At 67.0% G+C, this 14,762-nt stretch carries 13 protein-coding genes; 7 read left to right on the forward strand and 6 right to left on the reverse strand.

Annotation, left to right across the window (positions count from 1 at the left end; all coding sequences use genetic code 11):
• Positions 1 to 26 precede the first annotated feature (26 nt).
• Positions 27 to 2,747 carry a class I SAM-dependent DNA methyltransferase gene (locus tag PV419_RS36865; RefSeq protein WP_319696452.1) on the forward strand — a complete coding sequence of 907 codons (2,721 nt, stop codon included), beginning with the start codon at positions 27 to 29 and terminating at the stop codon, positions 2,745 to 2,747.
• Entirely contained in the window at positions 2,737 to 3,933 is a 1,197-nt protein-coding gene (locus PV419_RS36870) for a restriction endonuclease subunit S (RefSeq protein WP_319696454.1), read from the forward strand. Before PV419_RS36865 ends, PV419_RS36870 begins: the two co-directional genes overlap by 11 nt.
• Positions 3,934 to 4,000: 67 nt before the next feature.
• On the opposite strand, the gene PV419_RS36875 is transcribed toward PV419_RS36870, so the two are convergent.
• Both PV419_RS36875 and PV419_RS36880 read right to left on the reverse strand, forming a co-directional pair.
• Positions 4,001 to 4,225 carry a DUF397 domain-containing protein gene (locus PV419_RS36875; RefSeq protein ID WP_319696455.1) on the reverse strand — a complete coding sequence of 75 codons (225 nt, stop codon included), beginning with the start codon at positions 4,223 to 4,225 and terminating at the stop codon, positions 4,001 to 4,003.
• Complete coding sequence (locus PV419_RS36880) at positions 4,222 to 5,046, reverse strand: helix-turn-helix transcriptional regulator (protein WP_319696456.1); 825 nt, start codon at positions 5,044 to 5,046, stop codon at positions 4,222 to 4,224. The genes PV419_RS36875 and PV419_RS36880 overlap by 4 nt, the downstream gene beginning before the upstream one ends.
• Positions 5,047 to 5,445: 399 nt before the next feature.
• On the opposite strand from PV419_RS36880, the gene PV419_RS36885 reads away from it, so the two are divergent.
• From PV419_RS36885 to PV419_RS36905, 5 genes are all read left to right on the forward strand, one after another.
• The gene (locus tag PV419_RS36885; protein WP_319696458.1) at positions 5,446 to 5,655 is read left to right on the forward strand and encodes a hypothetical protein; all 210 of its coding nucleotides are present in this window, start codon (positions 5,446 to 5,448) and stop codon (positions 5,653 to 5,655) included.
• Positions 5,652 to 5,816, forward strand: coding sequence for a hypothetical protein (locus tag PV419_RS36890; protein ID WP_319696460.1), 165 nt, complete (start codon positions 5,652 to 5,654; stop codon positions 5,814 to 5,816). The genes PV419_RS36885 and PV419_RS36890 overlap by 4 nt, the downstream gene beginning before the upstream one ends.
• A complete protein-coding gene (locus PV419_RS36895) occupies positions 5,813 to 6,058 on the forward strand; it encodes a hypothetical protein (RefSeq protein WP_319696461.1) in 246 nt (81 codons plus the stop codon). Before PV419_RS36890 ends, PV419_RS36895 begins: the two co-directional genes overlap by 4 nt.
• A 206-nt stretch (positions 6,059 to 6,264) precedes the next feature.
• A complete protein-coding gene (locus PV419_RS36900) occupies positions 6,265 to 9,933 on the forward strand; it encodes a type I restriction endonuclease subunit R (RefSeq protein WP_319696464.1) in 3,669 nt (1,222 codons plus the stop codon).
• 6 nt (positions 9,934 to 9,939) lie between these two features.
• The gene (locus PV419_RS36905; protein WP_319696466.1) at positions 9,940 to 10,719 is read left to right on the forward strand and encodes a SprT family zinc-dependent metalloprotease; all 780 of its coding nucleotides are present in this window, start codon (positions 9,940 to 9,942) and stop codon (positions 10,717 to 10,719) included.
• A 29-nt stretch (positions 10,720 to 10,748) separates the two neighbouring features.
• Here the strand turns inward: PV419_RS36905 and PV419_RS36910 are convergent, their stop codons facing one another.
• Genes PV419_RS36910 through PV419_RS36925 form a run of 4 tightly spaced genes read right to left on the reverse strand, consistent with a single transcriptional unit; the run spans position 10,749 to position 14,680 of the window.
• A complete protein-coding gene (locus PV419_RS36910) occupies positions 10,749 to 11,492 on the reverse strand; it encodes a YesL family protein (RefSeq protein ID WP_319696468.1) in 744 nt (247 codons plus the stop codon).
• Positions 11,493 to 11,502: 10 nt separating this feature from the next.
• On the reverse strand, positions 11,503 to 12,435 hold the full coding sequence (locus PV419_RS36915; protein ID WP_319696469.1) for a carbohydrate ABC transporter permease: 933 nt from the start codon (positions 12,433 to 12,435) through the stop codon (positions 11,503 to 11,505).
• Positions 12,432 to 13,412: a sugar ABC transporter permease gene (locus tag PV419_RS36920; RefSeq protein WP_319696470.1), complete on the reverse strand. Its 981-nt coding sequence runs from the start codon at positions 13,410 to 13,412 to the stop codon at positions 12,432 to 12,434. The genes PV419_RS36915 and PV419_RS36920 overlap by 4 nt, the downstream gene beginning before the upstream one ends.
• Positions 13,409 to 14,680 carry a sugar ABC transporter substrate-binding protein gene (locus tag PV419_RS36925; protein WP_319696472.1) on the reverse strand — a complete coding sequence of 424 codons (1,272 nt, stop codon included), beginning with the start codon at positions 14,678 to 14,680 and terminating at the stop codon, positions 13,409 to 13,411. The genes PV419_RS36920 and PV419_RS36925 overlap by 4 nt, the downstream gene beginning before the upstream one ends.
• Positions 14,681 to 14,762: the final 82 nt, after the last annotated feature.

Below are 14,762 nucleotides of genomic sequence, written 5' to 3' on the forward strand. Positions count from 1 at the left end.
GTACATCAGCAGAGGGAGTCTCGTACGTGGCAAAGCTCACGCTCGCCCAGTTGGAACGCCATCTGTTCGCGGCGGCGGACATCCTGCGGGGCACGATGGACGCGGCCGAGTACCGCGACTTCATCCTCGTCCTGCTCTTCCTCAAACGCGTCAACGACGAGTTCGACGCCGCCCGGGAAGCGGTCATCGCCGAGGAGCTGGCGAGAGGTGAGTCCCAGGAGTACGCCGAGGAAGTCGCCGACTCCTCCGAGAGCTACAACAGCACCCGCAAGGTGCTCTACGTACCGAAGGCGGCCCGCTGGAAGCGGCTGTCCGGAGCGGTGGACGACGTGGCCGGCCAGTATCTCCAGCCCGCCCTCCGCGAACTGGAGACGAACAACGGCCATCGGCTGCGCGGCCTTTTCGACCACATCAACTTCAACCGCATCGGCGGCGGCGCGGGCAGCAGCACATCGTCGGCGAAACTGGCCGACCAACGGCTCCGGGCGCTGATCGGCCACTTCGGCAGCCTGCGGCTGCGCGGCGAGGACTTCGAGTTCCCCGACATGATCGGCGCCGCGTACGAGTACCTGCTCAAGGACTTCGCCGACTCGGCGGGCAGCAAGGGCGGCGAGTTCTACACCCCCCGCGCGGTCGTGCGCATGATGGTGGAGCTGGCCCGCCCCACGGAGAAGCATCGGATCTACGACCCCTGCGTCGGCTCGGGCGGCATGCTGATCCACGCCAAGGAGTACGTCGACGAGCACGGCGAGGAATCCGACGGCATGCTGCTGGCCGGGCAGGACGCCAACAGCGGCTCCTGGGTCATGGCCACGATGAACATGCTCTTCCACGGCGCCAATCACTTCCGGCTGCGCACCGGCGACACCCTCACCGACCCGGCACACCTGGACACCGGATTCGACCTGGTGCTCAGCAACCCGCCGTTCTCCATGGACTACACGCTGGGGGAGGTCAAGCACTCGTCGGCACGCATGCCGTACGGGGTGACCTCGGAGCGCGGCAAGGCCGACCTGATGTTCCTCCAGCACATGCTGTACCAGGTGCGCGACCAGGGCGGCGCGGTCTTCAGCGTCATGCCGCACGGGGTTCTGTTCCGGGGCGGCGCGGAGCGCGCCATCCGTACCGAGCTGCTGAACGCGAACCTGATCGAGGCCGTCATCGGGCTCGCCCCGAACCTCTTCTACGGCACCGGCATCCCCGCCTGCGTCATCGTGCTGCGCGCCCCGGGCGCCAAGCTGCGCCACCAGGGGCGCGACGTGCTCTTCATCAACGCCGACCGCGAGTTCCACGCGGAGCGGGCTCAGAACGTGTTGCTGCCCGAGCACGTCGAGAAGATCGTCTCGACGTACCACCGCTTCCGTGACGACGAGAACTTCGCCGGGGCCGAGGGCTTCGCCCGCCGCGTCAGCCGTGACGAACTCGCGGACAACGACGACAACCTCAACATCCGCCGCTACGTGGACAACACCCCGCCGCCGGAGCCCCAGGACGTGCGGGCGCACTTGAAGGGCGGGGTGCCGCGCGCGGAGATCGAGGGGAAGAAGCGGCTGCTTGACGCGTACCAGATCGGTGTGACGGATCTGTTCGCGGAGCGCGCCGACGACCCGGGTTACGTGGACTTCCTGCCGGAGGGGCAGCGGCCGGACGCGGCCCGGTTGGCGGAGCTGGCGCGGACGCGTGAGGACGTGCTGCGCGGGGAGTTCGAGAAGTGGTGGGCCCGGGAGGCCGAGCAGATCGCGGCGCTGGCCCCGGTGGACGGCGACGACCGCACCGAGAGCGAGCGCCGCAGGCAGCTCGCCCGGCTGCGGGCCGACTTGATCGAGTCGTTCCGAGCGCAGCTGCTCCAGGTCGGGCTGCTGGACGAGTACGCGCTGGCCGGCGCGGTCGCCGGCTGGTGGCAGGACGCGCGCAACGAGCTCAAGGCCCTGTCAGTGGGCGGCTTCACGGGGGTGGTGGACGGCTGGGTCGAGAACGTCGAGACCATGCTCGCCCCGGAGCGCGACCCCAGGACGGGCGGGGCCCGGAATCGGTCTGGCGCGGAGCGGCGTCAGGCGTACGACCACAAGGTGGTCGCCGCGATTGCCTCTGATTTCCTGGAGGAACTGGCGTCGGCGGACCGGCACAAGGCGCAACTGGACGCGAAGCTCAAGGCCGCGCAGGAGGCGGAGACGGCGCTGGCGGAGGCGCGGGCGGAGGCCGAGGCGGGCGACGGCGAGGGCGACGGCGGTTCCGGGGCCATCGATCCGGCGCTTGCTGAGGCGGTGCTCAGCAAGGCGGAGATGGCCAAGCTGAAGAAGGACCGCACGGCGGCCGGTAACGAGGTCAAGCGGCTGGAAGCCGACTTCTGGCCGCTGGAGTCCTCCGGGCGGGGACGGCCGAAGGCGAAGAAGAAGGCGGTGGCCGCCGACGAGGACGCCGCCGTGCAGGGCATGCTGGACGTCCAGGCGGTTGTGCCTGCTGAGCCCGATGCCGACAAGTCGGCGGGGGAGCCTCGCCTCGCGCGCGCCCGCAGGGCGCTGGCGGAGGAGACGGATGGTGAGCGCCGGGTAGTGCTCGGCATTCTGCGCGACGATCTGGCCGGCAAGCTGGAGGGTCATGTGGTACGGCGCCGCCGGGAGTTGGTGGAGGCGTACCGGGTGTGGGAGGACAAGTACGCGGTGTCGATGCGGGAGATTGAGGCCCGGCGTGAGGAAGCCGCGAAGCGGCTGGAGGGGTTTCTGGAGGAGTTGGGTTATGCCGGTTGAATTGGCTCTGGATTGGCCCACCCGGAAATTTACGGAAATCGTCCGGCTGCCGGTCGGGCAAGTAGACCCCCGCAAACAACCGTACCGTGATCAGGTCCTTTTGGCTCCTGATCACGTGGAATCTGGTACGGGAAGGATCATCAAGCGAGAATCAGCTGAATCACAGGGTGCCTCGAGTGGCAAGTATGTGGTTCGGCCTGGAGACGTGGTCCTCAGCAAAATCAGGCCAGCGCTGAGAAAAGTCGTCTTGGCTGACTTTGCAGGGACCTGCTCGGCCGACATGTACCCTATGCAGCCGACAGAGGATGTCCTGGCCGAGTTTATCTGCACCATATTGCTCAGCGAGGAATTTTCCCAATACGCGGAAAACATGTCCGGAAGAACCGGAATCCCGAAGATCAACAGATCAGACTTGGCGGGCTTCTCCGTTCGCGTCCCTCCTCTTAACGAGCAGCGGCAGATTGCCGAGGTGTTGAACGCCTTTGCCGATTCAGAGCGACTTATCGAAGCATCGATCGCAAAGAGTCAAGTGATGCTGTCAGCATTCACTCAGAGCGCGTTTCCCAGCGGCGACACACTTCCGTACGTGCCGCTGGGCAGCGTGGCCAGCGTGTCTGGCGGAGTGACCTTGGGCCGCGACATCCCTGAAGGAACAAGTGTCGAACTTCCTTATCTTAGGGTAGCGAACGTTCAGGACGGGTACTTCGACTGCACCGAAATGAAGCACGTACGCATCCTACAAAGCGAGATTTACCGGTATTCCCTTGAAACGGGAGACCTGGTTCTTACAGAGGGTGGAGACTTCGACAAGCTTGGACGCGGAGCAGTCTGGGACGGGAGAATCTCTCCTTGCCTGCACCAGAACCATCTATTCCGCATCCGGTGCGAGCGGCAGATTAATCCTCATTATTTGGCTCTCTACACCTCATCCACGCAAGGCCGCGCTTACTTCCTCAGCGTCGCTAAGCAAACCACCAACCTCGCCACAATCAACAGTTCACAAGTAAAGTCCATGCCTGTGCCATGCCCAAGCTTGGAGGAACAGAACAAGATCGTCGCGACTGCACGGATCATCGAGGATCAGATCCACGCATCCCAGGCAGAGCAGGAAAAACTGCACACACTCAAACAAGGAATGGCGGACGCCCTTCTGACCGGGAAGGTACGCTTCCGCGACATCGCGTAAGGCTACAAAAGAGCGGCCCCGCCGTTCTCATGTATGCGAGAGCAACGGGGCCGCGCGGTACTGTCCATCAAAGGGTAGGGACTTCTCCGCCCCGCACGGCACGCACAAATGAGCCCCACGCGTCCACCGTAAAGACCAGGGCTGGGCCTGCCGGGTGCTTGCTATCCCGGACGGGGACGACACCGGCAGTGGCGGCTATGCCGGGCGCGAACTCAACGCACTGGCCTCCGTCGCCGCTGCTGTAACTGGACTTGACCCATTCAGCATGCGACAGGTCGAGAGTGGCGTTCATCGCGTGTAGTCCTCCATCATTCTGCGGATCATGACCAACGACTCATCCGGGTCCAGAGCAGAAGCCCGTAGGCGTTCGTACCTGGAAGTCGCGCGCTCCACCTCTGCCGGCGAATCGATCGTCTGGCCTGCCATCGCCGTATCTGCGTACACGATGTTCGGTCCTTCTCCGAACGTCAGCAGCGTAAAGCTTCCTGGCACCGGGGGTGCGCCCACGCCGAACGGTAGTACCTGAAGAGCGATGTGCGGAGACTCTGCCTGGGCAAGGAGGTGGGCAAGTTGCGCACGCATCACCTCTGCCCCGCCCACTGTGCGCCGCAGACAGGACTCGTCAAGGATGCACCACAGAAGCGGAGGTGCGTCCCGCTCCATCACCTCCCGCCTCCGCAGCCGCCCGTCCACCAACACATCGATCTGGTCTGCTGACTCCCGCGGATGCGCGGCACGGAACACAGCCTGCGCGTAGTCGACCGTCTGCAAAATGCCCATGATGAACGTCGCCGAGTAGTCCAGGATCCCCGTCGCCTGCTGCTCCAACTGCACGTACGGCACGAACCAGTCCGGATACCCGTGCTTGCTGGCCCGCTTGCGGAGCCGCGCAAACGTACCCGGCGTGCCGAAGACCCGGTCACACGCGTCGGCGAACTCAGCGCTCGCCAACCGCTCACCCGCCTCCACCTTGGCCACATACTGCTGCCCGTAGTTGGCCTTCAAGCCCAACTCCCGCTGACTCAGCCCAGCCTGTAGCCGCCAGATCCGAACCTCGGCTCCGAAAAACGCCGCCCCACTCGACGGCTCCTGTGCTTCTTTCGCCTCTTTCACCTGCGGTTCTCCCCTCACCCCAAGCCTCTTGGTGTGCTCAACCCCCTGTTGCTCACTGTCCCTCAGCGCAACGCTGGGAGTACACAGAGTGATTAAACCTCGCAAGAAGCATCCAGGTCAGAAAGATCCCCCCATGGTGTTTCCCCTCGAACACCCCATCGAATCCACGCACCCCACCGAATCAACCGCCACAACGCCCCACAACCTCCCTCGCCTCACGGACCAAGTGACACGTGAGATGCAGGCAGTGGCGCGCCGACGCGGCTGGGTTCCGACAGCCCAACCCCAGCCATCAACGGCGGACACTCCGCGCACCCTCTTCTGCGGAGCGCTTGCCGAAGACCTCGCACGGCGGCTCGTCACGGGAGATCAGCCACCAGAGCATGGAGCAGCCACCCCATGAGCGCCGACACGCCCGAGCAGGCGCCCACACCTCCCACCACCGCACCCGAGGAAACCCAGCCCTCCCCCAACACCGCCGCCCTCGAAGAGCTGTGGCGACTCGCCGACCAGCTGAGCGCGGCGATCCGTGCCCACCTCGACCCGCGCGAAGAGTCCGACCGCCAGGAACCCACGCCCCACCCCCACCCACCGAAGAGCCGCCCATGAGCGACAACACCTGCCCCACCTGCCGCCACTACGCGGCCCTGCGCGAACAGGCGAAACAAGCAGGTGACTACAGCAAGGCCACCGACTACGAGGTGCTGCGCCGCCGCCACCCCGCCCACACCGTCCGCATCCCCCGGCAGTCAAAAGGACGCGCCACATGAACAACCAGCTCCCTCACGCACACCTCGACCGTCAAGCGCCCGCCCCCGGCCAGGTGGCGTACGACCCGGCCAGCGGGCGTACCGATGTGCTGCAAGCGGTCTACAGCGCCGCCGAATTGTGCTTCGACCACCAAGTGACCGGCACCCGCGTCGCCTTCCTCCGGTCGGCGCGCGGCGGCGTCGAGTGGCTGGCCGACGCCGCCACCCTCCAAAGCCCCGCCGCCGAGAACCGAGCTACCTGACGCCCGTACCCACGCCCCTTCCCCCGATTTGTGGTGAGTATCGGACAACGACACGCCGTCACCTCGGCGTGTCGCTGTCTCATACTCACCGCAAACACAGGAACCCGAGCATCCGCGCCCCTCCGCTCCCCGCAGCCCAACGCCCCTGTCGCACAATGGAGTAGGGCACGGGGTACGAGCAGGCACGGGCGAAGGGGCGCGGGCGCATGGCTACGGCACGGAGAGAGGCCGAACGGGACGAGGTCGAGCGGCCGTTCATCGATCAGCTCGTCTCGATGGGATGGACCCACGTCCACGGCCCCGACCTCGCCTCCGAGAGCCGCTCATACGACGAGGTGTTCCTGACCCGGCGCATGGACGCCGCACTGCGCCGCATCAACCGCCTCGCCGACACCCGCGCCCCCTGGGTCAAGGACGCGCAGGCGGCCAGAGCCATCGATGACCTCCGCCGGGCAGCCAAAAACATCGCGGGACGTCCGCTGCTCACCGCCAACCGCGAGACGACCGACCTTCTCCTCCACGGCACCCTGGTGAAGGGCGATGAGGTCCACCACCGCGGCACCGATCAGAAGGTGCACTACATCGACTGGGACCTCGAAAGCCCGGACCTCCTGAAGCGCAACGAGTTCGTCGTCGTCGACCAGTTCCGGGTGCGGACGTCCGACGGCGAGGAGGAGGTACCCGACCTGGTGCTGTTCGTCAACGGCATCCCGGTCGCCGTCGTCGAGTGCAAGAGCCCTGACATCAAGGACCCCATCGGAAAGGCGATCGGCGATCTGCGCGCCTACTCCGGGAACCCACTGACCGACGACGGGCGGAAGGGCAAGGACAAACCGCGTGCCATCCCTGAGCTGTTCGCGCCCGCGCAACTGCTGATCGCCGCATGCGGCGAGACCGCCGTGCTCGGGACGATCTCTGGCGATGAGAGGCACTACGCACCGTGGCGCAGCGTCACCCCGCATTACCGGGACGATCGGGAACTGCGCCGCGAGTTGGAGGACAGGCGGACGGCGGACGGGCGGCGGCTGCTGGAGCCAGGGGCCGAGCTGACCGAGCAGCACAAGCTGATCGCTGTCGTCCTCAAGCCGGAGAACCTGCTCAACATCATCCGGCACTACGTCTTCGAGCTCCCGCTCAAGGTCAAAGAGGGCGAGCCCGCGAAGACGGTCAAGACGGTGTGCCGGCACCAGCAGTTCCGGGCCGTGGAGAAGATCGTCCACAACCTGCAAACACGCAGGACCCGGCTCGACGCGGGCGCGGAGGAGAAGGACGAGCGCGGGGGCGTCATCTGGCACACCCAGGGCTCCGGCAAGAGCCTGACGATGGCGTTCCTCGCACGACGCCTGCATATGAGTCCCGACCCGGGGCTGAACAGGTTCACCATCCTCGTCGTCACCGACCGGACCCAGCTTCAGGACCAGCTCTCGGCCGCCGTCCGGGTCAGCGACAGCGATATCGGGGTGGCGACCTCGCAGGCCGATCTGGAGGGGCGGCTGGAGCGTGCGGGGCGGGACGGCGGACGGTCCGTGATCTTCGCGATGATCCAGAAGTATCTCGGGAGCATTCCGGGGCTCGGCGACACCAAGGGCGACGACCGGGCGCTCACGGAGGACTTCGAGCGGGACCGGAAGCGTATCGCCGCCGGCGCGGACCCGGAAGAGGTGGCTGACCCGAAGCCGGACGAGGCGACGAAGAAGGCGGCTCGCCGCATATTTCGCGAATGCAGCGATTCCACTCAGGTGCTGGTGCTCGTCGACGAGGCGCACCGCTCGCACACTTCGGTGCTGCACGCGTGTCTGCGCGACGCGCTGCCCAACGCGGCCCGGATCGGCTTCACCGGTACGCCCATCATGAAGGGAAGCTTGAAGGACACCGGGCGGATCTTCGGGCTGGAGCCGGGTGGCGGTTTCCTCGATGAGTACCGGATGCGCGAGGCGGAACGGGACAAGGTGGTGGTCCCCATCCGGTACGAGGGCCGTACCGGACCCGCAGGCGTCCGGGACAAGGAGGAGCTGGACGAGAGGTTCGAGGACCTGATCGCCCCGCTCGACGATGACGCCAAACAGCGGGTACGGAACCGCTGGGCGCCGCCCACCGGCCGCGATGTCTCCGAGTCGACGCCCATGATCCGTGCCAAGGCCCGGGACATGTTCCACCACTACGTGCTGGGAGCCATGGGCGAAGGCTTCAAGGCCCAGGTAGCCGCGGTCAGCCGCCGGGCGGCGGTGCTGTACCGGGACGCGCTGCGTGACGTCCGCGCCGAACTGCTGGCCCGGGTGCGCAACGAGTTCGGCCCGGAGGTCCAGGAGGCTCTCAGGCAAAAGAAGTCCGAGGAGTACACCCGGGACGAACTGCTGTTGCTCCGGGCCTGGCACTACCAGGAGTTGCTGCGGCGCATCGACTTCGTGCCGGTGATCTCGGCGGGCGACGAGCTGAAGTCCGGAATGTGGCGGGAGTGGACGGACAAGAAGAAGCAGGAGGACCATGTGGAGCGGTTCCTGGAGCCGTTTCCCAACCTGCCACCTGACAACCCGTGGGAGGTCGTCCACGGCCCGGAGAAATATCCCGTGCCGGAGGAGGCCCCCGTACCGGCGGGCGGGCTCAACCCGTGGAGCGGTCAGACCCCGCCTGTCACCGTCCCCGCCGAGAAGCCTCCGATCGCGTTCCTGATCGTGAAGTCGATGCTGCTCACCGGCTTTGACGCGCCCATCGAGCAGGTGCTGTACGTGGACCGCCCCATCCAGGACGCGGAGCTCCTGCAGGCGGTGGCCCGGGTCAACCGCCCGGCCCCCGGCAAGGAGGAGGGGCTTGTCGTGGACTACTACGGGGTGCTGAACAATCTCGCGGTCACCCTCGCCGCGTACCAAGGTGCACCGCCCACGCTCGGCGCGACGCGGCTGTCCGACGGGCTGCCCGCGCTTGAGGAGGCGGCCTACCTCGTCGAGCTGTTCCTGGAGGGAGTGGGCGTCGGGGACCTGTCCAGCCGGGCGCGGGTGGCAGAGGCCATGCTGACGCTGAACACCAAGGAGCAACGGGCCGCTTTCGACCGCCTGCTGCGGAAGTTCATGGGCGCGCTGGACGGTGCCCTGCCGCACGAGGCCGCGCTGCGGCAGGTGCCGAACGCGCAGGCGTGGACACTTCTGCAAAAGCGGGTACGGCGGCACTACCGCGACGCTCCCGGCGGCGGCTTCTCCGTACGCGGCTACGGGCGCAAGGTGCGGGCCCTGATCGCCGACCATCTGGAGCTGCCCGAGATTGAACAGGCCATCGCGCCGGTGTCCATCCTCGCGACGGACTTCGACGAGATCGTGGACCGTATCCCCGACGTCCGCGAGTCCGCCGCCGAGCAGGTTCAGGCGCTGCGCTACCACCTTGAGGAGCGCGCACAGCGGGACGACCGGCCGGTGTACCGGAAGCTGTCGGAGGAGCTGGAGGAGGTGCTGCGCGAGTTCGACGGTCGGTGGGACAAGATCAAAGAGAAGGTCGGCCCGCTGATCGACCGGGCCCGCGAGGCGGAGCAGCCGGACTCGGAGGTGGCCGACCTCTCGCCGTTGGAGCAGCGGCTCTTCGCCAAGCTGGGCGATTGTCTCGCCGATCATCCCTCCTTCGCCGTCCCGGACACCGACTTCCTGCGCACGCTGACCCAGGAGGTGTACGCGGAGATCGTCGTCCTGGCGCGGCTCCCCCGGTACGCGGGAGGTGACAGCGATGCGAACGTTTCGGAATTGCAGTCGCATATCTGGCAGCGGCTGCGCCGTGCCGGTCTCAAACCCCAGGAAGGCGGGCTCACGGCACTGCGCGAGCTGTCGAACTCACTGGCGGGCTTCGCACAGGACCACCTGGAGATCTTCCGTGCTGAGGGTCGGGCAGAATAAGCGGCCGTGTCCGACGCAAGCCCGTCCTTCCCCGCCGACCCGGCCCTTCTCCTCGACAGGCAGCCGCTGTCAGTGGACGGCTTGACGCTGGAGGTACGCGTCAGCGCGCGCCGCTCCCGCCTCGGCCTGACCGTCGAGCGGGACGGCTCGCTGACCCTGCGTGTTCCGCAGGAGTGCGCGCCGGAGCGGGCCCGGGCATTCGTCCGCGGCAACCGGGGCTGGATCGACAGCAAGCTGCGCTTGCGCGAGGAACGGCAGCCGCTGCATCCCACCCGGCAGCTGGCCGACGGGGAGATTCACCGTTATCTCGGCCGGGAATACCGGCTGCTCGTCGTGGACGAGCCGGGAGCGCCCGTACGGCTCGTCTCCGGGCGGCTGCGCATCGACCGGTCCGACGCAGCCGACCCCCGGCGGGCTCGACGGGCCGTCGCCGACTGGTACACCCGGGCCGGTCTGCGCTGGGTGCAGGGACGGCTTCAGCCGTGGGCGGCCCGGATGGATGTACGCGAGCCCCGGGTCGAGGTGAGGGATGTGGGGCGCCGCTGGGGCACCTACCGATCCGGCCGTGGCACGGACAGCCGCGTGGCGCTTCACTGGGCCACTTTCCAGCTGCCCTACCACTTGGTCGACTACGTGATCGCCCATGAACTGGCGCACGCCCGTATCTCGGGGCACGGGACGGACTACTGGCGGCTGCTGCGCCGGGCGATGCCCGAGTGTGCCCGGTGGAAGGTGGAGCTGGACGAAATGGGCCGGAGGGTGTGGATGGGCGACCTGGCTGAGTGATGAACATACCGGCCAAGTCGCCACATGGATCAACCGCAGCGCCGTCCCGTGGCGTCGGGCGGGCGCGCGGTACCAACGCCCCCCACCGCCTCCAACATGGCGCCGCAGTCGCGCCACACGACGAACAGCGCGCAGCCGGGCACCACGGCAAGACCCATCAGCGGGGCCTGGTTGACGAGCGCCAGGGAGACGCCCAGCAGGCCGAGGTTCAGCAGGGCGAGCGGCCAGCGGCGCACCGACGCGTAGCAGGCCGTCAGCAGCGTGCGCCGGGAGAGCCGGGGGTCTTCGGCCAGGCCGGCCATCGCGACGACTCCGGAGCTCAGGGCCAGGAGCATCAGCACGATCAGCAGCGGCGCCAGCGCCGGCCCGAGTGCGGATCCCCACAGGGCCACCAGGTCGGTGGCCGCCACGGCGATCAGCAGGACGAAGGGGGTCCAGCCGAGGAGCGCCCGGGTGAACAGGCGCCGGTAGCCGCGGAACAGGGCGGCCACCGGCGCCCGCTCGTCGTCGGCGGTGCGCCTGAGGTAGGCGAACACCGCGGCGAGGGAGGGGCCGGCCCCGAGCGACAGCAGACCGAAGAAGACCGGGTACCGCCAGGGTTGGTGCTCGGTGGCCAGGGCGAGCAGCAGCGGCAGGTTGGTGACCGCCACGCCGAGGTTGACCACCAGGACCCGGTGGACATGGGACCAGATGACGTCCCACGAGTCGTGCCCGACGTTCAGCCGGAGCCGGCGGCCGCTCACCGTCGTGCCCGATGTGCTCGGTGTGCTCATCCCCGTCACCTCACTTCATCCCGCTGGTGGAGATGCCCTGGACGAAGTACCGCTGGCCGAGCAGGAAGACCACCAGGATCGGCAGGACGGACAGCACCGAACCGGTCATGATCATCCCGTACTGGGAGCTGTACATGCCCACGAACGACCGCAGGCCGAGCTGCACGGTCCACAGATTGTTGTCCGTCAGGTAGATGAACGGACCCATGTAGTCGTTCCAGGTGTTGACGAAGGTCAGCAGCGCGAGGCTGGCCAGCGCGGGCTTCGACAGCGGCAGCACGATCCGCGCCCAGATGCCGTACTCGGTCAGCCCGTCCAGCCGCGCGGCCTCGCTGAGCTCGTCCGGGATGGTCAGGTAGAACTGGCGCATCAGGAAGACGCCGAACGCGCCGAACGCCTGCAGCAGGATCAGCGACAGATGCGTGTTCACCAGGCCCAGCTTCTGCATCATGATGTACTGCGGCACCATGTACGCCTGCCACGGCACCGCGATGGTGGCGATGTAGGCGACGAAGACCGCATCGCGCCCGGGAAAGCGCATCTTGGCGAAGCCGTAGGCCGCGAAGCTCCCGGTCAGCACCTGCAGTGCGGTGATGACGACGCTGAGGAACAGCGAGTTCCCCATATAGGTCCACAGCGGGATCGCGGTCCAGATGTCGGAGAAGTTCTCCCAGCGGAAGGACTTCGGGATCCATTGGATCGGGACCGTGAAGACGTCGGAGTCCGGCTTCACCGAGGACACCAGCATCCACACGAACGGCACCAGGACCGCGGCCGCCAGCACGGTCAGCACCACATACAGCAGGGCCCGGCCGACGATCCGCCCCGCCCCGGCCGGCCCCGCCGGGCCCCGGCGACGGGGCCCGGCGGGAGCGATGGCGCGGTCACTCGGTCGCGACGACTCGGCCGTCGCGCTGCCCTTCGGCAGCACGGTCGTCTTCATCGCTCGGCCCTCCGCTGGAATCGGAACTGGGTCACCGTGATGATCAGGACGATGACGAACAACACCAGGGAGATGGCCGAGGAGTAGCCGAACCGGCCCTGGGTGATGCCCTCCCTGAAGATGAGCTGGGACAGCACCAGCGTCGAACGGCCGGGACCGCCCTCGGTCATGACCTGGACCAGGTCGAAGACCTTGAAGCTGGAGACCGTCAGCATGACCAGCACGAAGAAGGTCGTCGGCCGCAGGGACGGCACCGTGACATGCCAGAACCGCTTCCACGGCCCGGCCCCGTCCACCCTGGCGGCCTCGTACAGCTCCCCCGGGATGGCCTGGAGCCCCGCCAGGTACAGCACCATGTAGTAGCCCATGTCCCGCCACACGCTGGTGATGATCACCGCGGGCAGCGCCCAGTCGGTGTCGGTGGTCCACCCCGGCGGGTGTGCGACCCCCACGGCCTTCAGCAGCTGGTTCACCGGCCCGGCGTCCGGGCTGAACAGCATGTTCCACACCACGGCCACCGCGACCAGCGAGGTGATGTAGGGGAAGAAGAAGGCCGTGCGGAAGAAGGCGACACCGCGCAGCTTCTGGTTGAGCAGCACCGCCAGGCCCAGGGAGGCCGCCATGGTGAGCGGGATGTGCCCTGCCGCGTACCAGGAGGTGTTGGACAGCGCCGTCCAGAAGTTGTCGTTGTCCCACAGCCGGCGGAAGTTGTCGAACCCGATCCACTGGGGGGTGTTGTACGAGTTCCAGTCGGTGAACGACAGCAGGAGTGTGGCGATCACCGGGACCAGGGTCAGGGCGGCGAAACCCAGCAGGTTCGGCAGGATGAAGCTCCAGCCCACCAGCGCGTTGCGCCGGCGTCGCCGCTTGAGGGCCGTGGCGTTGGAGGTGTTCAGGGCCGGCCCGCCGGGGGTCTTGGAGAGGGCCACGGCTCCCGAGGACTTGTCGAGGGCCGTGGCGCCGGAGATCTCGCTCATTCGACTTCGGACTTCACGCGGGATTCCATCTCCTGGATGCCCTTGTCGATGGACTTCTCACCGGACATCACCAGCTCGTGCTCCTCGGTGAGGATCTGGTCGATGTCGGAGGACTTCGTGCTGACCGGCATCTCAAGCTTGACCGTGTCCGGCTTCATGGCCTTCTTGGACAGGGCGTCGTTCGGCATGCCCTTGACGCCGAAGAAGTTGTTCATGACCGCGTCATCGGTGTAGGACGGGACGACGCCGACCTTGGCGATCGCGGCCGCTCCCTTCGGGCCGGAGGCCCACAGCACGAACTTCTTGGCCGCCGCCGAGTTCCGCGCCTTCTTGTTCACGGCGAACGCGGTCGGGGAGCCGAAGGTGACCGTCTTGCCGTTCGCGCTGGTCTGCGGCAGCGGCGCCATGCCCCAGTCGACACTCTGGCCCTGGGCCTTGAGCTGGAGCATGCGGGCGGCGAGCCAGGTACCCATGGGCACCATCGCGGTCTTGCCGGTGGCGAATACCGCGTCGTACTTGACCTGCTGGCTCTTGGCCGTGGCGAACGGCATCACGGCGCCGTCCTTCTGGAGGCCCAAGGCCATCTCGTACTGCTTCTTGAAGAACCCGTAGTCGCCGCTCAGCAGGTCGCCGCCGGTCTGCGCGGAGGCGACGGCCTGCACCACCGAGCGCCAGGTCTGGTGGTAGGTGCCGTACACCTTGGACGAGCCCGAACCGGTGGTGAGCTTCTTGGCCAGGTCGGCGTACTCGGACCAGGTGAGCTTGGACGGGTCCGCGCCGCTCTTCTTGAGGAGGGTCTTGTTGTAGAAGAGCACCCAGAAGTCCTGCCGGTACGGCAGGGCGTAGTAGTCGCCCTTGAGGTCGAAGGCGTCGAGGCCGGAGTACTTGGCCTTGTCGAGCTTGTTGACGTCGGTGGTGAGCGACTGCAGCTGGCCGCGCGTGCCGTACCGGGCGTAGTCGGTGACGTTCTTCATGGTCAGCACGTCGGTGGAGTCACCGCCTGCGAGCATGGTGGTGAGCTTGTTGGAGTAGTCGGTGGAGAGGATGTCGACCGGCTGCACGTCGATCTTCGGGTTCTCGGCCTCGAATCCGTCGATCAGCGCCTTGAACTCGGGGGTCTTCTCGTAGTCCCACACCGCGATCTTGACGATGGTCTTGCCGTCGGCGGTCTTGCCACTGCCTTCGCCGTTGGCACAGCCGACGGCGAACAGGGACAGCGCGACGGCCGCGGTCAGAATTCTGACGGGACCTTTGCGGGTGCGTATCACGGGAGCGGCTCCTTGATGAGGGATGTGTTGCGGAAGGTACGTCGCGGGGGGGTGCGGGGGTGTGGCGGGGGGTGTGTTCAGG

Source organism: Streptomyces sp. ME19-01-6 (genome assembly GCF_033793745.1).
Taxonomy (GTDB): domain Bacteria; phylum Actinomycetota; class Actinomycetes; order Streptomycetales; family Streptomycetaceae; genus Streptomyces.